The 19,614-nt window shown below is 74.9% G+C and carries 15 protein-coding genes; 12 read left to right on the top strand and 3 right to left on the bottom strand.

Annotated elements, in window-relative coordinates:
- Positions 1–53: 53 nt before the first annotated feature.
- From ACZ6PY_RS17340 to ACZ6PY_RS17310, 7 genes are all read left to right on the top strand, one after another.
- Positions 54–875, top strand: a complete 822-nt coding sequence (locus ACZ6PY_RS17340; protein ID WP_466073267.1) for an ABC transporter ATP-binding protein — start codon at positions 54–56, stop codon at positions 873–875.
- Complete coding sequence (locus ACZ6PY_RS17335) at positions 872–1,588, top strand: ABC transporter ATP-binding protein (RefSeq protein ID WP_466073266.1); 717 nt, start codon at positions 872–874, stop codon at positions 1,586–1,588. Before ACZ6PY_RS17340 ends, ACZ6PY_RS17335 begins: the two co-directional genes overlap by 4 nt.
- A gap of 27 nt (positions 1,589–1,615) precedes the next feature.
- A complete protein-coding gene (locus ACZ6PY_RS17330) occupies positions 1,616–2,494 on the top strand; it encodes a branched-chain amino acid ABC transporter permease (protein WP_466073265.1) in 879 nt (292 codons plus the stop codon).
- Positions 2,491–3,627: a branched-chain amino acid ABC transporter permease gene (locus tag ACZ6PY_RS17325; RefSeq protein WP_466073263.1), complete on the top strand. Its 1,137-nt coding sequence runs from the start codon at positions 2,491–2,493 to the stop codon at positions 3,625–3,627. Before ACZ6PY_RS17330 ends, ACZ6PY_RS17325 begins: the two co-directional genes overlap by 4 nt.
- Before the next feature lie 52 nt (positions 3,628–3,679).
- A complete protein-coding gene (locus tag ACZ6PY_RS17320; RefSeq protein ID WP_466073262.1) occupies positions 3,680–4,951 on the top strand; it encodes an ABC transporter substrate-binding protein in 1,272 nt (423 codons plus the stop codon).
- A 135-nt stretch (positions 4,952–5,086) separates the two neighbouring features.
- Complete coding sequence (locus tag ACZ6PY_RS17315) at positions 5,087–5,713, top strand: TetR/AcrR family transcriptional regulator (protein ID WP_466073260.1); 627 nt, start codon at positions 5,087–5,089, stop codon at positions 5,711–5,713.
- Between the two features lie 239 nt (positions 5,714–5,952).
- On the top strand, positions 5,953–6,621 hold the full coding sequence (locus ACZ6PY_RS17310; RefSeq protein WP_466073258.1) for a VanZ family protein: 669 nt from the start codon (positions 5,953–5,955) through the stop codon (positions 6,619–6,621).
- A gap of 225 nt (positions 6,622–6,846) precedes the next feature.
- Here ACZ6PY_RS17310 and ACZ6PY_RS17305 read toward each other — a convergent pair whose 3' ends face one another.
- Entirely contained in the window at positions 6,847–7,263 is a 417-nt protein-coding gene (locus tag ACZ6PY_RS17305) for a MarR family winged helix-turn-helix transcriptional regulator (protein WP_466073256.1), read from the bottom strand.
- Positions 7,264–7,345: 82 nt separating this feature from the next.
- On the opposite strand from ACZ6PY_RS17305, the gene ACZ6PY_RS17300 reads away from it, so the two are divergent.
- Positions 7,346–9,139, top strand: a complete 1,794-nt coding sequence (locus ACZ6PY_RS17300; protein ID WP_466073255.1) for an ABC transporter ATP-binding protein — start codon at positions 7,346–7,348, stop codon at positions 9,137–9,139.
- A gap of 58 nt (positions 9,140–9,197) precedes the next feature.
- On the opposite strand, the gene ACZ6PY_RS17295 is transcribed toward ACZ6PY_RS17300, so the two are convergent.
- Positions 9,198–11,972 carry an AAA domain-containing protein gene (locus ACZ6PY_RS17295; protein ID WP_466073253.1) on the bottom strand — a complete coding sequence of 925 codons (2,775 nt, stop codon included), beginning with the start codon at positions 11,970–11,972 and terminating at the stop codon, positions 9,198–9,200.
- 168 nt (positions 11,973–12,140) lie between these two features.
- Between ACZ6PY_RS17295 and ACZ6PY_RS17290 the strand changes: the two genes are divergently transcribed.
- Positions 12,141–12,698 (top strand): M23 family metallopeptidase, encoded by a 558-nt coding sequence (locus tag ACZ6PY_RS17290; RefSeq protein WP_466073251.1) that lies wholly within the window; start codon positions 12,141–12,143, stop codon positions 12,696–12,698.
- A 4-nt stretch (positions 12,699–12,702) separates the two neighbouring features.
- On the opposite strand, the gene ACZ6PY_RS17285 is transcribed toward ACZ6PY_RS17290, so the two are convergent.
- Positions 12,703–13,764, bottom strand: a complete 1,062-nt coding sequence (locus ACZ6PY_RS17285; protein WP_466073249.1) for a hypothetical protein — start codon at positions 13,762–13,764, stop codon at positions 12,703–12,705.
- Positions 13,765–14,142: 378 nt separating this feature from the next.
- On the opposite strand from ACZ6PY_RS17285, the gene ACZ6PY_RS17280 reads away from it, so the two are divergent.
- The 3 genes from ACZ6PY_RS17280 (at position 14,143) to ACZ6PY_RS17270 (ending at position 19,591) form a co-directional block, all read left to right on the top strand.
- Positions 14,143–15,096, top strand: a complete 954-nt coding sequence (locus ACZ6PY_RS17280; RefSeq protein WP_466073247.1) for an endonuclease domain-containing protein — start codon at positions 14,143–14,145, stop codon at positions 15,094–15,096.
- A 122-nt stretch (positions 15,097–15,218) separates the two neighbouring features.
- The gene (locus ACZ6PY_RS17275; protein WP_466073245.1) at positions 15,219–18,149 is read left to right on the top strand and encodes a M36 family metallopeptidase; all 2,931 of its coding nucleotides are present in this window, start codon (positions 15,219–15,221) and stop codon (positions 18,147–18,149) included.
- Positions 18,150–18,364: 215 nt separating this feature from the next.
- A complete protein-coding gene (locus ACZ6PY_RS17270) occupies positions 18,365–19,591 on the top strand; it encodes a cellulose-binding domain-containing protein (RefSeq protein ID WP_466073243.1) in 1,227 nt (408 codons plus the stop codon).
- Positions 19,592–19,614 lie beyond the last annotated feature (23 nt).

Below are 19,614 nucleotides of genomic sequence, written 5' to 3'. Positions count from 1 at the left end.
TCGCCCGAGCCGCACCGCGCACCCCCGACGCCGCGTCCTCTCCCGAGGTGAAGATGCCCCCACCCCCCACTCCCGCGGACGGAACCGACCTGGCGCTGCACGGTGTCGGCGTCCGGTTCGGCGGGCTCGTCGCCCTCGACGACGTCTCGCTGCGGGTCCCGCCCGGCCGGATCGTCGGCGTGATCGGCCCCAACGGCGCCGGCAAGACCACCCTGTTCAACGTGGTCTGCGGCTTCGTCCCGCCGACCAGCGGATCGCTCACCCTGGACGGTCGCCCGTTCCGGCCCCGCCCGCACCGGCTGACCCGGCTCGGCATCGCCCGCACGCTCCAGGGCGTCGGCCTGTTCCCCGGGCTCACCGTGCTGGAGAACGTGGTGGCCGGCGCCAGCCACGCGGCCCGCGCCGGCTTCGCCACCGCCCTGTTCGGCCTGCCCCGCAGCGACCGCGACGAGCGGCGGCTGCGCCAGGAGGCCCTCGACCTGCTCGCCGAGCTGGGCGTCGCCGCGCACGCCGGCGCGGCCCCGGCCACCCTGCCCTACGCGGTGCGCAAGCGGGTCGCCCTGGCCCGCGCCCTGATCGCCCGGCCCCGCCTGCTCCTGCTCGACGAGCCGGCGGGCGGGCTGGGCGCCGACGACGTCAACGAGCTGGCCGAGCTGATCCGCACCCTGCCCGAACGGGCCGGCGGCGCCTGCTCCGTGATGCTCGTCGAGCACCACATGGACCTGGTCATGGCCGTCTGCCAGGAGCTGGTGGTGCTCGACTTCGGCCGGGTCATCGCCGCCGGCACCCCCGACGAGGTCCGCGACGACCCGCTGGTCACCGAGGCCTACCTCGGCGCCGACGTGCCGGCCGGGGCCGCGGGGGCCGGGTCGTGACCGCGGTGCTGGAGGTCGAGGCGGTCAGCGCCGGCTACGGGCCGGTGCCGGTGCTGCGGGACGTGACCTTCGCGGTGCCCGCCGGGACCATCGCCGCCGTGCTAGGCGCCAACGGCGCCGGCAAGACGACCCTGCTGCGTACCCTGTCGGGTCTGCTCCGGCCCACCGGCGGCCGGGTCCGCTTCGACGGCGCCGACCTGCGCGGCGTCCGCGTCGAACGGCTGGTCCGGCGCGGCCTGGCGCACGTCCCCGAGGGGCGGGGCGTGGTGGCCGAGCTGACCGTGGAGGAGAACCTGCGCCTCGGCGGCCTCTGGTGCAGCGACCGGGCCGACGCCCGCCGGGCCCAGGACGAGGTGTACGAGCTGTTCCCGGCCCTGGCCCGTCGGCGCCGGCACGCCGGGCACCAGCTCTCCGGCGGGGAACGGCAGATGCTCGCCCTCGGCCGGGCGCTGATCGCCCGCCCCCGGCTGCTGCTGCTCGACGAGCCGTCGCTCGGCCTGGCCCCCAAGGTGACCGCGCAGATCATGGCGCTGCTGCGCCGGCTCTGCGACGAGCGGGGGCTGACGGTGCTGCTGGTCGAGCAGAACGTGCGCAGCGCCCTCTCGGTCGCCGACCAGGGCGTGGTGATGTCGCTCGGCCGGGTGGTGACCGCCGCGCCGGCGGGTCGGCTGCGCGACGACGACCAGCTCCGGCACGCGTACCTCGGGTTCTGACGGCCCGGCGAGCAGGAAGGATCCGCATTGGACCGGTTCTTGTTCCTCACCTTCGGGGGGCTCTCCACCGGCGCGGTCTACGCCGCGTTCGCCCTGGCCCTGGTGCTCATCTGGCGGGCCGCCCGGCTGGTCAACTTCGCCCAGGGCGCGATGGCCGTGGCCACCGCGTACGTCGGCTACGCGGTGGCGTCCGCGACCGGCTCCTACTGGCTGGGCCTGGGCGCGGCCGTGGTCGCCGGACTGCTGCTGGGCGCGCTTGTCGAGCGGGTGCTCATGCGCTTCGTCGGGCACGTCAACCCGCTCAACGAGGTGATCGTCGCGCTCGGCCTGGTGCTGGTCATCCAGGCGGTGCTCGGCATGGTCTTCGGCAACGGCTACCGGCCGGCCCCCGCCCCGTTCGACACCGACGCGCTCACCCTCGGCGGGGTCGCCGCGCTGTCCCCGTACGACCTGTGGGTGCTCGGCGCCGTGCTGGTGGTCGTGGTGCTGCTCGCGCTGCTGTTCACCCGCACGCCGATCGGCCTGCGGATGCGGGCCGCCGCGTTCGCCCCCGAGGTGTCCCGGCTGCTCGGCGTCGACGTCACCCGGATGCTCACCCTCGGCTGGGCCCTCGCCGCCGCGGTCGGCGCGCTCGCCGGCATGCTGGTCGTCCCCACCGGGCTGGGCCTGCACCCGCACGCCATGGACCTGGTCTTCGTCGTCGCGTTCACCGCCGCCGTGGTCGGCGGCCTGGACAGCCCGGCCGGTGCGGTGGTCGGCGGCCTGCTGGTCGGCCTGATCCTGTCGTACGTCACCGGCTACCTGGGCCCGGACACCACCCCGCTGGCCGTCCTGGTCCTGCTGCTGGCCGTCCTCCTGGTCCGCCCCGGCGGGCTCTTCTCCAGCGCGAAGGCGAGGCACGTGTGACCGCCACCCGCCCCTCCACCCGGTCCGACGTGGACCGGTCCGCCCGGCCGTCCCCGCTGCGGCGGCTGCTGCCCGGCGCGCCCGCCACGACCGGCCCGCGCGGGTCCACCCTGCTGCGCCACCTGGCCGGGGCGGTGCTCGCCGGCGCCCTGGTCGTGCTGCTCACCAACCAGCTCCCGCCGTACCAGAACCTTCAGGTGGCCCGGGTCTGCGCGTTCCTCTGCGTCACCGCCGGCTACACGGTGCTGGTCGGGCTCAACGGCCAGCTCTCCCTCGGGCACGGGGCGCTCATGGCCACCGGCGCCTACACGGTGGCGCTCGTGCAGCGGGGGTTCGACGAGCGAGGCGTGCAGGGGCGGTGGATCCTGCCGCTGTCGCTGCTGGCCGCCGTGGCGGCCACCGCGCTGGCCGGCCTGGTCATCGGTCTGGCGGCCGCCCGGCTGCGCGGGCCGTACCTGGCCGGCGTGACCCTCGCGGTGGCGACGCTCGTGCCGGCCGTCAGCACGATCTTCACCGGGGTCTTCAACGGCGAGCAGGGCCTGCGCTTCCCGGCGGAGACCCCGCCGGCGTTCCTGGGCGCCTACTTCCAGCCGGAACGCTGGCTGGCCTGGGTCGCGCTGCTCGCCGCGCTGCTCACCGTCCTGCTCCTGGCCAACCTGGTGCGCAGCCGCTTCGGCCGGTCGCTGCGCGCCGTGCGCGACGACGAGGTGGCCGCCCGGCTCGCGGGCATCCACGTCGCCCGGACCCAGGTGCTCGCCTTCGTGGTCAGCGCCGGCTGCGCCGGCCTCGGCGGCGGCGTGTACGCGGTGCTCACCGCCACCGTCGCGCCGGGCAAGTTCCCCCTGGAGCTGTCGCTGTTCCTGCTCATGGCCATCGTGATCGGCGGCCTGGGCAGCCTCGCCGGCGCGGTCTGGGGCGCGGTGCTGCTGGTCGCGCTCCAGGACCTGCCGAGCCTGCTCACCGAGACGTTCAGCCTGTCGGGCGGCCTGGCCCAGCGGCTGGAGGGCAACCTCGCGCTGGCCGTGTTCGGCCTGATCCTCATCGTCGTCATGCTCGCCGCGCCGGGCGGCCTGCACGGCGCCGTCCGCACCGTCGCCGCCCGGCTGCGCGCCCGCCGCGCGCCGGACCGCTGAGCCACCCCGGTTCCACCCACCCGTTCGCACCGCCGCACCGGAATGGAGAACCATGCGTCCCACCACCCGCCGCATACTCGCGGCCGCCACCGGCCTCGCTCTGCTGGCCGCCGTGCCGGCCTGCGCCGACGACGAGAAGCAGGCCGCCGAGAACGTCCCCGGCGTCACCGACACCGAGGTCGTCATCGGCACCCACCAACCGCTCACCGGCCCGGCCGCGCCCGGCTACTCGAAGATCTCCGCCGCCACGAAGGCGTACTTCGAGCACATCAACAGCAAGGGCGGGGTGAACGGCCGGAAGATCGTCTACAAGGTCATGGACGACGGCTACAACCCCGCCAACACCGAGAACGTGGTCCGCAAGCTGGTGCTCGACGACAAGGTCTTCGCGCTCCTCGGCGGGCTGGGCACCCCGACCCACACCAACGTGCTGGAGTTCGTCAAGACCCAGAAGGTGCCCGACCTGTTCGTCTCCTCCGGCAGCCGGAACTGGAACCAGCCCGACAAGTACCCGACCACCTTCGGCTGGCAGCCCGACTACACCGTCGAGGGCAAGATCCTGGCCACCTGGGTGAAGCAGCAGTTCCCCGGCGCCAAGGTCTGCCACTTCGGGCAGAACGACGACTTCGGGCGGGACTCGCTGGCCGGCGTCGAGAAGGTCCTCGGCCCGGTGGCGGCCAAGCAGACCTACACCACGACCAACCAGCAGGTCGGCCCGGCCATCGGGGCGCTCAAGGCGGCCGGCTGCCAGGTGGTGATCTCGGCGAGCATCCCGGGCTTCACGGCGCTGGCCATGGGGCAGGCCGCCGGGCAGGGTTTCCGCGCGCAGTGGGTGGTGTCCAACGTGGGCGCCGACTACACGACGCTGTCGAACCAGCTCGGCGACAAGAAGGTGATCCTGGAGGGCATGGTCGCCGACAACTACCTGCCGATGGTGGGTGACACGGCGAACCCGTGGATCCAGGAGTTCACCAAGATCCACCAGAAGTACAACTCGGCCAACCCGATCGACGGCAACGCGATCTACGGCTACTCGATGGCGTACACCTTCGTGCAGGCGCTGCTCGCCGCCGGCAAGGACCCGACCCGGGAGAAGCTGGTGGAGGCCGTGCAGAAGGGCGGCTTCCGGGGTCCCGGGCTCACCCCGTTCCGGTACAGCGGCGACGTGCACGCCGGGTACAGCGGCGTGCGGCTGAGCAAGGTCCAGAACGGCGCGCAGACGTACTTCGGCCCGACGTACACCACCGACGACGGCGACGCCGCGGTCACCGAGTTCACCGAGCCGCCGACCACCCCGCCGGCGGACGCCATCCCGACGACCTGACCACCGCCGCGGGCCGGGCGGCCGTCACCGCGGTGACGGCCGCCCGGCGACGCGCACGTAGAGTGCACCATTCCGGCGTGACGCCACCGGGGCGGCGGCGACGCCGGCCAGGAGCTACGCACAGGGGGCGCACGCATGATCGAGGTGGACGCCGACGCGCCGGCGCGGGTGGACGGCCGGTCGGCGCGGGCCGAGCGGACCCGGGCCGCCATCGTCGAGGCGCACCTGGCGCTCATCGACGAGGGCGACCTGCGGCCCACCGGGGAGCGGATCGCCGAGCGCGCCGGGGTGTCCCTGCGCACCCTGTGGACCAACTTCAAGGACATGGAGACCCTGTTCGCCGCGACCGGGCGGCTGGTCGAGGAGCGGCTGGACGCGCTCTGGCGGCCGATCCCGCCCGAGCTGCCGCTCACCCGGCGGATCGCCGAGTTCTGCGACCAGCGGGCCGAGATGCTGGAGGTGCTGGCGCCCTCGGCGCGCGCCTCGGCGCTGCGGGAGCCGTTCTCCCCGCAGCTGCGGCGCAACCGCGAGGCGGCCATCGCCCGGGTCCGCCACGAGGTCGAGCTGGTCTTCGACCCGGAGCTGGCGCACGCGGGGGAGGGGCGCGAGCAGTTGCTGGACGCGCTGACGGTGGCCTGCACCTGGGCGGCCTGGGCCATGATGCGCGACGCCATGGGCCTGGACGTGGCGGCGGCCCGCGCCACGCTGGCCCGCACCATCGGCGCGCTGCTGGTCGACGCCATCGCCGCCGGCCTGCGCTGACCTCACACTTCGGGCAGGCTGACGTAGGTCGCCGCGAGGCCGGTCGCGTACGCGCGGGATCTGGCCCCGAGGCTGCGGGCCCAGGTCGGAACCGAGGTGCTCGGCTACGACACCGGGCATTCGGAATATCGAGGACGTCTCCACAGGCGCTTACGCCGGCCCTACAGTCCTCCCTCTTGGATGAGGGCATGAATCAGAGTGCACTCCGCTCACGTCCGGCCCGCCGTACGCGCCGGACCGTGATCGTCGGCCTGGCGATCCTTGGCCTGGCGATCGTGGCGTTCGCCGTACGGCGGCCGCTCCTGATGGCCGCTCCGCGGTGCATGGCCGGCCGTTGGCATGGCTGCTACGACACGGTGAACGGTGTGCTGCTCATGATGCTGGTGGGGCTGCCGTTGGCCACGATGGTGGCGTTGGCTCTGGCGCACCGTCGGCGCGCCGCCGGCGTCACACCGGCGTGGCGGATGTCGCTGGCCGAGGTGGGCATGGTCTATGGAACGGTGCCGTTCGTATGGATGACCATGATGCCGGGACCGGGGGCCGGCTTCGTTCCCGGTCGGGTGAGCCTGGTTCCGCTGAGGGATCTCGTCACGATGGGGCCCGTCGGGATCGGCGGCAACCTGCTGATCTTCGCAGCGCTGGGTTTCTTCGCCCCGATACGGTTCGCGACGCTGGCGTCCGTGCCGCGGATCCTGGCGCTCGCGGCAGGCTGCTCGGTCCTGGTCGAAACCGCACAGTACGTGCTGTGGCTGGATCGGGTGTCCTCCGTCGATGACGTGCTGGTCAACGCCGCCGGAGCCATGCTGGCCGGGCTGGCGTCGCGCCGATGGTGGCGCACACCGGCGCAGGTGCCGTCGGACCAGCCTCTCCCCGCGCCGGCACGGCGGACTGAGCCGCCTGTCCGGTAGGCACGCTCGCTGGCCGCCCCGATCCACGGTGCCAAGGTCTCGGTCATTGCCGCGGTGAACGTGTCGGCGCATGCCAGCTCGACCAGCCGGCCGACCAGCTCGCCGTGCCGCCGCTGGCCAGCTCCAGCCGCGGCCCGTCCGACGTGATCCGCCGGGAGCCGCCGCGCTGCTCGAGACGGCCACGCGGATCGAGGAAGATCCCCGCGGCGGCCAGACCGCCCGTGATCAGTCGCGCAGCGTCCGCAGGATGCGGGCCAGGTCGGCCCGGTCGCTGTCGCTGAGGTCCCCGAAAAAGCGTTCTGCCTCGGCGGTCCGGGCGGCGCGGATCGCCGCGCTGATCCGAGTGCCCTCGTCGGTGAGCCCGACCAGCGTGGCCCGCCGGTCGGCGGGATCGGGCTGACGCGCCACGAGCCCGCGCTCCTCGAGGTCGTCAACCACCTCAGTGGCGGAGCGGGGCGCGATGCGCAGGTGCTCGGCGAGCGCGCTGAGCCGGACCGCGCCGTGGCGCATGAGCACGGCGAGCGCCCGGGCGTGCCCCGGGTTGATCTCCCAGGGTTCGAGGGTGCGCTTGGACTGGTGGCGCAGCCGCCGGGCCACCGCCCAGAACGTCTCGGCCAGGCTCTCCTCGTCGCTGCCGGTCACCGGAATACGGTAGCAGCACATACTGTTGTTACCTCATGATGAGGTAACCTCAGCATATCGCCCGACGAAAGAGAGCACCCCCTTGGACGGATTCCGAGACGGCCGCGGCGGCGGCCGGACCACCGTGACAGCCGCCGAGAAGACGCAGGCCCGCCAGGTGTCGCTGCGCCGGATCGGCGGCCTCTTCACCGCTCACCGCGGCCCCCTCGCCGCCGTGGTCGCGATCATCGTGGCGTCGTCCGTGATCGCGATGGCGTCGCCCTTCCTGCTGCGTACCGTGATCGACCGCGCCCTCCCGGAGCGCGACCTGACCCTGCTGGCCTGGCTCGTCGCGGGCATGGTCGGCGTCGCCGCGGTGACCGCCGTGCTCGGCGTCGCGCAGACCTGGATCTCCACCCGCGTCGGGCAGGAGGTCATGCACCGGCTGCGCACCGACGTCTTCACGCACCTCCAGCGCCAGTCCATCGGCTTCTTCGTCCGCACCCGCACCGGCGAGGTGCAGTCGCGGATCACCAACGACATCGGCGGCATGCAGGCGGTGGTCACCTCCACCGCCACCTCGATCGCCGCCAACCTCACCACCGTCATCGCCACCGTGATCGCCATGGTCGCGCTGAGCTGGCGGCTCACCCTCGTCTCGGTGGTCGTGCTGCCGCCCGCCATCTGGCTGACCCGGCGGGTCGCCCGGCTGCGCCGGGAGATCACCGCCCACCGCCAGCGCGAACTGGCCGACCTCAACGTCACCATCGAGGAGGGGCTGTCGATCAGCGGCGTGCAGCTCGCCAAGACCCTCGGGGCCGGCGCGACCCTGGTCGACCGGTTCACCGCCTCCTCCGCCCGCCTCGTCGACCTGGAACTCCGCTCGGAGCTGGCCGGCCGCTGGCGGATGGCCACCATGACGGTGATCTTCGCGGCCATCCCGGCCGTCATCTACCTCGGCGCCGGCCTGCCCGGCACCGCCGGCACGCTGACCATCGGCACCCTGGTCGCCTTCACCGCCCTCCAGGGCAACCTGTTCCGGCCGCTCATGGGTCTGCTCAACGTCGGCGTCTCGCTGACCGCCTCGATGGCGCTGTTCGCCCGGATCTTCGAATACCTCGACCTGCCCGTCGAGGTGGCCGACCCGGCGCGGCCGGTGGCCCTCGACCCGGCCCGGGTGCGCGGGCACCTGCGCTTTCACGACGTCACCTTCAGCTACCCGGGCAGCGACACCGCCGCCGTGGCCGGCGTGAGCCTCGACGTCCCGGCCGGCACCAGCCTGGCCCTCGTGGGCGAGACCGGCTCCGGCAAGAGCACCCTCGCCGGGCTGATCAGCCGGCTGCACGACCCCGACGCCGGGCGGATCACCGTCGACGGCGTCGACCTCCGCGACCTGCGCCTGGCCGACCTGGCCGCCGTCGTGGGCGTGGTCAGCCAGGAGACCTACCTGCTGCACGCCACCGTGCGGGAGAACCTCCGGTACGCCCGCCCCGACGCCACCGACGCCGACATCGAGGCCGCCGCCCGCGCCGCGCAGATCCACGACCTGATCGCCGCGCTGCCCGACGGGTACGACACGGTGGTCGGCTCCCGCGGCCACCGGTTCTCCGGCGGCGAGAAGCAGCGCCTGGCCATCGCCCGGACCCTGCTGCGCGACCCGCGGATCCTCGTGCTGGACGAGGCGACCAGCGCGCTGGACACCGAGACCGAGCGCGCCGTGCAGCGGGCCTTCGACCAGCTGGCCCGCGGTCGCACCGTGATCACCATCGCGCACCGACTCTCCACCGTCCGCGACGCCGACCAGATCGCCGTGCTCGACCACGGCCGGATCGTCGAGTCCGGCACCCACGACACCCTGCTCGACCGCGCCGGCCGGTACGCGGCGCTCGCCGCCTGAGCGCCGCCCGTGCCGGCCGGTGGGCCGTCACCCGCCGCCCGTGCCGGCCGGTGGGGTGTCACCTCCTGAGGCGGGACGCCAGATCCAGGGCGGCCCGGATCGGGTCGTCCGCCCAGCGGCTGGCGAACACGTCGTGCAGCCGCCAACCGGCCCGGGCCAGTGTGCGCTGCCGCTCCAGGTGCGCCGCGACCCCCTCCGGGTGCACCGCGCAGACCACGCCGACCGCGTCCGCGTCCGTGCCCACGCAGAGGTCGACCCGCCAGCGGCCCACCGGATACCCGGGCCGCACCGGCAGCCCGAGCCGGCGCAGCTCCTCCGCCAGGTCGGCGGTCCAGCCCGTCACCGGTTCCGCGTCGGGCGCGACCGGCGGGCGGCCCGCGTAGGCCAGGTAGTCAGCCACCAGGCCCTCGGGCGACCGCAGGGAGGTGACCACGGCCAGCCGCGCGCGGGCCCGGGTGACCAGCACGTTGAACAGGTTGGGCTCGGCCACGAACCGGTGCCGCGACGGCGGGTCACCGTCGACCAGCCCCAGCGACGCGACCACCACGTCCGCCTCGCTGCCCTGGAACGCGTGCACGGTGCCCGACCGCAGGCCGAGACGCTCGATCTCGTCGACGTCGAACGCGGCCAGCAGCGCCGCCTCCAGCGCGTCCGCCTGGGCGCGGAACGGGCTGACCACCGCGATCCCGCCCGCCGGTGGGTCGCCGGCGAGCCGCCGTACGAGGTCGAGGGCGGCGGTGACCTCGGCCCGGTTGACACCGTCGACCACGCTCGCCCCGGCGACGGTCAGCACGTCGATGACATCGGCACGCTCGTTGCGCGGATGCCGGGTGACCAGCTCCAGCCGGTCACCGTAGAACCGGCGCGCGGAGAACTGGATCAGGTGCGGGACGGACCGGTGGTGCTCGCCCAGCCAGGTGACCGGGGCGGCGCCGGCCGCCACGTCGAAGGCGCTCGACCGGCGCACGTCGAGCCGGTCGCCGAACCGGTCCAGACCGTGCCGGCGCAGGGTGGCGGCCACGTCCACGTCGGCCACGAACGACACGAACCGGAGCTGCCGGGGATCGCCGGCCACCAGCGCGCGCCGCGCCCGGGCCAGCGCCGGCGCGGCCCGCAGCTGGTCGATGTGCGCGGCCTCGTCGAGCACCACCAGGTCGAACATCCCGGGCACCGGTGGCAGCAGGTCCTCGACGTCGGTGACCGTACCCACCCAGAGCGGCAGGGCCCGCACCAGCGCCTCCGCGTTCAGCCCGGCGAGCAGCTCGCGGCGGCGGTTCCGGCCGGCCCGCAGCGCGGCGCCGAGCCCGCTGGTGGCGCGGCGCGCCGCGCCGGTCCACCGCCGGGCGCTGGCCGCCCGGTGGCGCATCGCCGTGCCGACGGCGTCGGCCAGCGCGGCGTCCGCCTCCGTCAGGCTGTGCCACGCGGCCGCCAGGTCGGTGCCACCGGTGGCGGCCAGCCGCGCCGCCGCCCGTACCGCGCTCGCCGCCTCCACGGCGGCCCGCACCCGCTCCGCCGGCACGTCGCCGCCCGCGAGCCGGCGCAGCCGCCGCCCGGCGCGGGCCCGCCGCCAGCGCCGCCACCAGCCGTCGCCGGCCGACGTGGCGTCGGCCAGCGCCGACCGGACCGCGACCAGGTCGGTGTCCGGCTCGAACAGGCCCGGGGCGTCCCGGCTCAGGGCGGGCAGCAGCGGCTGCCAGCCCGGCAGCGCGGCGGCCCGGCGTTCCTCGTCGAGGGCGGCGGCGATGCCGGCCGACACGGCCGCCACCCGGTCCCGGGCGGACGCCACGGCCGCTTCGTCGGCCCGCAGCGTGGCGTCGTCCACCCCCGCCGCCGCGCCGCCGGCCAGGTCCGCGGCGATGGTCTCGCGGCGCTCCGCGTCGCCGAACAGCACCGGCGTCGGACCGGGGTGCCGGCGCAGCAGCTCGCCCAGCACCTCCGCGGCGTGCACCGACTGGGTGGCCACCAGCACCGATCCGCCCCGGTCGACCGTGTCCAGCGCGGCGGCGACCAGGGCGTGGCTCTTGCCGTTGCCGGGCGCGCCCGTCACGACCACCACCGGCTCGGTCCTGGTCCGCCGCACCACGTCGCGCTGGGCGTCGTTCAACGGCAGCGGCGACAGCACCTCGGTGTCGTCAGCCGGGACGTTCCCGGTCCGGTCGCCGGTGTCACCGGCCTGGACGTTCCCGGTCCGGTCGGCGTAGAGGCGGCTCAGCGCCGTGTCCGCCAGCCCGGGGCGGCCCGCCCAGCCGAGCAGGGTGTCGCGCAGCCGGCCGGCGAGCACGTCGCGGGTGGTGAAGAGCGCGGCGGCGGCGACCCCGGTCAGCGTCTCCTCGTCGATGCGACGGGGCGGCCGGGCCAGCACCGCCTCCAGCTTCAGCCCGGCGGCCTCGGCCGCGGCGGTGATCCACGCCGTGGTGCCGGGCGCGCCGAGCCAGCCCGGCCCGGCGAGGCCCGGCGCGGCCTCCAGCCGGGCGGCCAGGTCCCGGTCCTCGATCAGCGAGGTCAGCTCCAGGTCCCCGGCGGGCACGATCCGGTAGCCGCGGCGGGTGCGGTCCAGGCGTACCGGCTGGGCCAGCAACGGCACGCGGACCCGCCGCCGGCCCCCGTCGAGGTCGGCCCCGCCGACGACGAAGGCCAGGCCCCGGCGCAGGATCCGCTCGTCGCGGTGCAGCGCGTCCAGGGCCGCCAGCCGGTCCAGCCTGGTGCCGCGCGGCCCCCGGTCGGGCTCGGGCAGCCAGATCAGCGGGCGGCCGGCGCCGGACACGTCGAAGGTCCGCTCGGCGCCGGCCGGGGCCAGCTCGGCGAGCGCGGTGAGGATCCTCGCCGCCTCCATCGCCCGCCGATTCTGCCGTACGCGGGCACGGCCGACCTGCCGCCCGTCACGCCGCCCGCGGCGGGCTGGCGGAAAGTTTTGGTCAGGCATTCATTCCTGTAGGTATGTACCTCGCCGGTGGCCGCCCATAGCATCGATCCACATCGCTGATCGTGGGAGAGGGGACCGATGTCCTTGACGTTCACCGCCGCCCGGTGGCGCGCCCTCGCGCTGCTCACCGTTGCCGCCGTCGCCGGGGCGCTGACCGGGGTGCAGCCCGCGCAGGCCGCCCGGCCGGGCTTCCGGATGCCGTTCCTGTGCGGCCAGACCTGGCAGGGCAACAACTGGAACGGGCACAGCCCGGCACACGCCATCGACTGGAACCACTACGACGCCAACGGCAGCCCCGACGACCTGGGCCGTCGGGTGGTCGCCAGTGCCGGCGGCACCGTGCTGGAGTCGTACTACTCGACCACGACCGGCTACGGGAACACCATCGTCATCGGGCACGGTGACGGCTGGCGCACCCGGTACGCCCACCTCAGCGAGCGGCTGGTCGCCGCAGGCGACACCGTGAACCAGGGCACCGTCATCGGCAAGGTCGGCGCCACGTCGGCGAAGTACGACCTCAGCCCGCACCTGCACTACGAGCAGATCCACGACGGCAGCGTCGTCGTCTCGGTGGTGCAGGGCGTCACCTGGTCCGACTACCTGAAGCGCAACCAGACCAGCACCAACAACTGCTGAGCGCTCAGGCGTCGGGCGGCCCGGAGCTGTCCGGGTCGCCCGACGGGGCCTCGCCCGGCTGCGGGGGCGCCGGTCGCGGCGCTGGAGCGGGATGCGCGGTCGGCGGCAGGAGAGGTTCCAGCGGGCTGAACTGCTCCACCGGGGAGTCCGGCGGCCGGGGCCCCCGCGGCGCGCCCTTCGGGCGGGCCTCCCGCCGGCCCTGGTCGGCCGGTCGCCGCCCCGTGCCGCCCACCCCGGCCTCCCGCTGGCGCGGCGGGTGCTCCTCCCGGAGCGCCTCCGGCATGCCGGCCGCCGGCGCGGAGCCGTCCCCCGGTGTCTCCGCGGGACGGCGCGCGCGCTGTTCTTCGGCGTACTCCGCCCGGCGGCGTTCGAGGTCGCGCTTCCACTCCAGGGCGATGCGCTTGTCCCAGTACGGCCGGAGCAGTTCGCGGACCGGTTCGTCCAGGTGGACCGACACGTCCGGCTCGCAGGTGAACGTGACGTCGCCGCGCTCGTAACTCCAGGGGAGGGCGTCGTCGTTGGTCATCGCGTCGTCCAGCGCGAGTGCGAACGCCCGGGAGCGGTCCGGCGGGATCTCCGCGGCGCACCGGACCGCGAGGCGCCGCAGCCGCTGCATGGCCTGCGGCTGGAACTGGTCGACGTACCAGCCGAACAGCTCCGGCCGCGCGGTGTCCGAGGTCCAGGTGAAGGTGGTCCGGACCACGAAGTGGTAGACCTGACCCTGCGCCGGCACCAGCAGGGTCGGTGCCGCCCGCCGGTCGACGAGCGTCACGGATGAGGCCTCCGCCTCGGCCCACCGCAACTGGTCCAGCACGGGCCGCGCCGCCGCCCACACCCGCTTCGCGACGCGCCACGTGGCCGCCCCGAGTTCCCGGGCACGGGCGAGCCACGGCTCCCACCGGTCCCGTGCGGGCACCGGGCCGCCCTCGACGCTCCGGCCGTAGCCGGACCCGGGACTGCCGCCGTCCGTCCCGCCGTCGCGGGAGCCGGCGTCCGTCTCGCCGTCGCGGGAGCCGCCGTTCTTGCCGTCGTGGGAGCCGCCGTCGTCGCCGGGCGTTCCGGTCATCGCACCCCTCTCCGTCGAGCAGCCGTGCGTCGCCCGGCCGCGCCGGTGCGGGGTCGGTGCGGCCGTTGGAGGGGTGTGCGGAGGCGTCAGGCCGGCCCTCCGCCGTCCCACGCTAACAACCCGGCGCGGCGGCGCACGGCAGCCGCGCGGGCCGGGACGGGTGTGCGCCGTCGCGGCGCTGGTGGACGTCACGATCGCTGACGGACAGGTGACCGGACACGCCGACGAACCGGCACAGCAGCCGTCAACGATCGGGGGCCTCTAGCAGGCGACGCGGGGATGGTGGGGGCTGTCCACAGCGTGGTGGTTCTGCACAGGTGAGGGTTCGGGTTGTTGGGGGAGGCGGGGTGGGGGCGTCAGGGTCGGGGTGTGGATGCGGTGCTTCGGGAAATGGTGGAGCGGGGCGGCGGCCTGGTGACCCGCGTGCTGGCCGAGCAGGTGGTGCCGGAGTGGACGCTGCGGCGGGCGTGCGGACGCGCCGACCTGGTGCGGGTGCTGCCCGAGGTGTTCGCGGCGGCGCACCTGCTGACCGATCGACCGGAACAGCGCGACGACGGTGCGACCATCGGCCGACTCGACACCGCCGTGGGCTTTCGCGCGGCCCACCTGTGGGCCGACGGCCGCGGTGCGCTCAGCCACCTCAGCGCCCTCGCGATCTGGGGGATGCGCCGGCCGCGGGCGGGTGATCTGGTGCACCTGAGCGCCCCGGCCGACGCGGGCCTCCGCAGCCGGCCCGGGGTGGCCGTGCACCGGCGCCGGGGCCTCCTCCTCGAGCCGCCGCACGTGGTGGTCCGGCGGGGCCTCACCGTGACCCGACTCGAACAGGCCCTCGTCGACTCGTGGCCGATGCTGCCGTCCGGCGAGCGGCGGGCGCCGGTGATCCGGGCGGTCAACGACCGGCTCACCACACCCGATCGGCTGGTGGAGACCCTGCGGATCGCGCCCAAGCTGCCGGATCGGGCAGCGCTCCGCACGCTGCTGGCGCGGCTCGGCGAGGGCTGCCGCAGCCCGCTGGAGATCTGGGGACACGAGCAGGTGTTCACCGGCCCGGGGATGCCGGCCTTCCGCCGCCAGGCGCGGGTACGCGTCGGGCGCCGCACCATGTACCTGGACCTGTTCGCCGAGCGGGAGCGCGTCGACATCGAACTCGACGGCGCCACCACGCACGGCGACCCGCGGCAGCGGGAGGTCGACCTGCGCCGGGACGCGCTGCTGGCGACCGTGGGCATCCTGGTGGTCCGTTTCGCCCATCGTCGCCTGGTGCACGAGCCCGACGAGGTACGCCGGGAGACCCGGGCCATCCTCGCCCGCCGGGGCGGCCCGACCGGCTGAGACGGGAGCCGGGACGCCGCATCGACACATCATGATTTGTGGATGTTCGGCTGGTGTTGACGGTCCACTCGGGCTGGTCGGATGGCAGGACGGACATTGCCGTTCGACACACAGGAGGGACCGTGCGCACACCATCGCGTGCGACGACGGGGGCCACCGCGCTGCTACTCGCGGCCGGAATGGTCCTGACCGCGGGAGCCGGCGGTCAGGCCGCACCCCGGGACGAGACCCCGACCCAGGCGCAGCCCGGCCACCTGCCGGGCGACCGCCACGACAGCAAGACCAGGGACAACCGGAAGGGGCGGACCGCTCCCGACGCGCGGCAGCGGGACCGGGCCGCCGCGCTCGGGGCGCGTGCCCGCTGGACCGCCTTCGGCACCCCCGCCACCCTGACCTCGACCGATCGGCCGCTCGCCGCCGGCCTGCCCACCGACCCGGCCGCCGCCGCTCGCGCGTACGTGGCCGCGAACCGGGACGTGCTCGGGCTGACCGAGGCAGGCGCCGCCGCGCTGGAGCAGTTGACCGTCGCGCCGATGGGGGACGGCGCCACCGTGCTGTTCCGGCAGCGCTTCGGGGACCTGCCCGCCGCGGTCGACGGCATGCTGGCGGTCGGCGTCCGGGACGGGCAGGTGTGGCACGTCAGCTCGTCCCTGGCCCGGGACGGCGGGGCGCCGGCTCCGGCCACGATCAGCGCCGACGAGGCGCGGCGGGCCGCGGCGGCCGACGCCGGCCTGACCGGGCCGACGGTGCTGCGTACCTCGCTGGTCGCGGTGCCGACGGCGGACCGGGGGCCGCGGGCGGCGTACGAGGTGGTTCTCGGCGCGGACGTCACCGGCGCGGACCCGGCGGCCTTCGCCACCTACGTGGACGCCCGCGACGGCAGCGTGCTGGTCCGCGAGGACCTGGTGGACCACGACGTGGACAACCCGTCGTGGGAGGTCTTCCCGAACTCCCCGTCGGTCGACAAGTCCTCCACCGACACCCGCGTGCGCTGGTGCGCCGAGCCGGCCGCGGGCTGCGCCGAGGTGGTCGGCGTGCCCGGGCACCCGGCGTGGGACGTGGACCCGGCCACCGGGGCGTCCACCGCCACGACAAACGGCAACAACGCGATCGCCGTGCAGAACTGGTTCAGCAACGACCCGTTCAGCGTGGGCACCGAGACGGCCACCCCGCGCCCCGACCGGAACTACAAGTACCCGTGGACCAACCAGTGGTACGAGCAGAAGTGCAGCCCGGACACCTTCACCTCACCGCAGGCCAACGACATCGACGCGGCCCGGGCGAACCTGTTCGCGATGCACAACCGGATGCACGACTGGTCGTACCATCTGGGCTTCACCGAGGCGACCTGGAACATGCAGCGGGACAACCTCGGCCGTGGCGGGCTGGGCAGCGACCCGGAGCAGGGCAACGCCCAGGCCGGCGGCGTCAGCGGCGGCCCGCCGACCTTCGCCGCCCGCAACAACGCCAACCAGATCACCCCGCCGGACGGCATCGCGCCGACCACCAACATGTACCTGTGGCAGCCGAGCGCCGGCTCGTTCTACCCGCCCTGCGTGGACGGCGACTTCGACATGTCGGTCATCGCCCACGAGTACGGCCACGCGATCAGCGGCCGCATGATCGCCGGACCGAGCGCCGGGGTCAGCTCACCGCAGGGGATGAGCGAGAGCTGGTCGGACCAGCTCGCCATGGAGTACCTCTACGAGCACGGGTACGCGGCGCCGGGCCAGCGCGGCTTCACCATCGGTGAATACACCACCGGCGACCCGCGGGCCGGCATCCGCAACTACAACATGAGCGCCAGCCCGCTCAACTACAGCGCGATCGACTACGACTTCGTCGGTCTCCAGGTGCACGCGTCCGGCGAGGTGTGGAGCGCCACCAACGTGGACATCCGCGCCGCCATGATGCGCCGCTACGGCGCCGGGAACGCGGCCCTGCAGAAGTCCTGCGCCACGGGCGCGACGCCGGTGACGGCGTGCCCGGGCAACCGGCGGTGGATCCAGCTCGTCTTCGACTCGTTCCTGCTCATGGCGGTCAGCCAGGTCAGCATGGTCGACGCCCGGGACGCCATGCTCGCGGCCGACCGGATCCGCTTCGGCGGGGCCAACCAGGACCTGCTCTGGAACGCCTTCGCCGGCCGGGGTCTCGGTGAGGCGGCGGCCAGCGTGGGCAACGCCGACGCCGACCCGACGCCCGGCTTCACCTCCCCGTACGCCAGGGAGGGGACCCTGCGGTTCACGCCGGTGGGCGACCACGGGGTCGTGCCGGGAGCCCAGCTGTTCGTCGGCCGCTACCAGGCCCGGGCCGTGCCGGTCGCGGACACCGACGCGGCCACCCCGCTGACCGACCGGGTGAGCCTGGTTCCCGGCACGTACGAGTTCGTCGTGCGGGCGCCGGGTTACGGGCACCGCCGGATCGGTCCGGTCACCGTCCGGGCCGGGCAGGTCCGGGGGCTGCCGGTGCAGCTGCGCCGGAACCTGGCCTCCACCAGCGCCGGCGCGGCGGTCAGCGGTGACGGGATCAACCTCGCCAGGATCGCCGACGACGACGAGGCCACCAACTGGGCCTCGCTCGGCGCGCCGGTGGCCGGGCGGCAGGTCACCGTCGACCTGGCCGGCGGCACCCAGCAGGTGCGCCGGGTGCAGGTCAGCGCCATGCTGCGGCCGCCGGTCGCCGACGACCCGGACGCCGGCACGCAGAGCCGGTTCTCCGCGGTGCGGCAGTTCCGGGTGCTGGCGTGCGAGGCGAAGAAGGCGGTGACCTGTGCCGACGCCGCCGACTTCCGGGTGGTGTACACGAGCCCGGCGGACGCCTTCCCGTCGGTGGCGCCCCGGCCCCGGGCGCCCGAGCTGATCATGCGGTCGTTCGACATCCCGCGGACGAAGGCGACGCACCTGCGCGTCGAGGTGCTGACCAACCAGTGCACCGGCGCGCCGGCGTACGCCGGTGAGCAGGACGCCGACCCCCGGGCGGCGACCGACTGCGCCACCGCCAGCCCGCAGGCGCAGAACGTGCGGATCGCCGAGTTCCAGGCGTTCGCCCAGTAGGCGAGGTGGGTGCGGGCGGGTCGTGCCCGCCCGCACCCCTTGCCATCCATCGTCAGGCATCACTACATTGACCGGCGGGCGCCGCCGTACGGCGGCTGAACGTCCCGCCCGAGCCGGGCAGGTCCGGTACGCGCCGTCGCGCGCGTCGGCACGCGAGGTCCCCGCAACTCCCGCACCGCCGGTCGATCGGCCGGCGGTCCGCCGAGAGGACCCCGATGAGGATCTCCCGCACCCGTCTCGCCCCGGTCGTGGCGGCCGTCACCACCCTGGTCGCCGCCGCCGTCGTCACCCCGCTGGTGGCCGGCCCGGCCGCCGCCGCGCAGGGCTGCCAGGTCGACTACCGCCCCACCGTGTGGCCGGGCGGGTTCACCGCCACCGTCCGGGTCAGCCCCGGCGACACCGCCCTCAACGGCTGGACGGTCAGCTGGACCTACCCCGGCGATCAACGGATCACCGGCGCCTGGAACGCCGTGGTCAGCCAGTCCGGTGCCACCGTCACCGCCCGCAACGCCACCTGGAACGGCAGCGTGCCGGCCGGTGGCGCGACCGAGTTCGGTGTCCAGGGCACCGTCGGTCCGGCCGCTCCGGCGCCGACCGGCTTCGCGCTCAACGGCGTGCCCTGCAACGGCGCGCCGCCCGGCCCGACCACCGCGCCGCCCTCGCCGACCAGCTCACCGACGATCTCGCCGAGTCCGACACCGACCACCTCCCCGAGTCCGACGGTCTCGCCGAGTCCGACCGGGCCCCCGCCGGCCGGCTGCGCCGGCGCGGCGGTCTGCGACGGCTTCGAGAACCAGACCGGGTCCACGCCTTCGGGCGACTGGACCGTGGTGCATCCGGACTGCGCCGGCAGCGGCGCCGCCGCCGTGGACACCGCCGCCGCCCACGGGGGGAGCCGGTCCGTCCGGATCGACGGCGGGGGCGGCTACTGCAACCACGTCTTCGTCCGGGCCAACCGCGACCTGTCCGGGGTGGGGCCGGTCCGCTACGGCCGGCTCTGGGTCCGGCACACCACCGCGCTCCCCGCCGACCACGTCACGTTCGTGGCCATGGCCGACGCCGCCGACGGCAACCGTGACCTGCGGATGGGCGGGCAGAACGGGGCGCTGCAGTGGAACCGGGCCTCCGACGACGCGACCCTGCCCGAGCAGAGCCCGGCCGGGGTGGCGCTGAGCGTGCCGCTGCCCACCGGCCGCTGGTCCTGCGTGGAGTTCCTCGTGGACGGGAGCGCCGGGGTGTTGCGCACCTGGCTCGACGGCGTGGCGGTCGCCGGGCTGACCGCCGACGGCGTGCCGACTCACGACGTCGACGGGCAGTGGTACGGCCGTACCTGGCGTCCGCAGCTCACCGACCTCAAGCTCGGCTGGGAGAGCTACGGCGGCGCGGCCGACACCCTCTGGTTCGACGACGTGGCGCTGGGCGCCACCCGGATCGGCTGCTGACCGGCCGGGCCGGGCGGTCCCGA

The organism is Micromonospora sp. NPDC048907 (assembly GCF_055586885.1).
Note: the sequence above shows the minus strand (reverse complement) of the source record. Positions and strands in the feature narration are given on the sequence as shown.

Bases quoted from the DNA above. Each gene is read 5' to 3' on its own strand.
- ACZ6PY_RS17340 (WP_466073267.1), top strand. From the start codon at position 54: ATGCCCCCACCCCCCACTCCCGCGGACGGAACCGACCTGGCGCTGCAC.
- ACZ6PY_RS17320 (WP_466073262.1), top strand. From the start codon at position 3,680: ATGCGTCCCACCACCCGCCGCATACTCGCGGCCGCCACCGGCCTCGCT.
- ACZ6PY_RS17315 (WP_466073260.1), top strand. From the start codon at position 5,087: ATGATCGAGGTGGACGCCGACGCGCCGGCGCGGGTGGACGGCCGGTCG.
- ACZ6PY_RS17295 (WP_466073253.1), bottom strand. From the start codon at position 11,972: ATGGAGGCGGCGAGGATCCTCACCGCGCTCGCCGAGCTGGCCCCGGCC.
- ACZ6PY_RS17290 (WP_466073251.1), top strand. From the start codon at position 12,141: ATGTCCTTGACGTTCACCGCCGCCCGGTGGCGCGCCCTCGCGCTGCTC.
- ACZ6PY_RS17285 (WP_466073249.1), bottom strand. From the start codon at position 13,764: ATGACCGGAACGCCCGGCGACGACGGCGGCTCCCACGACGGCAAGAAC.
- ACZ6PY_RS17270 (WP_466073243.1), top strand. From the start codon at position 18,365: ATGAGGATCTCCCGCACCCGTCTCGCCCCGGTCGTGGCGGCCGTCACC.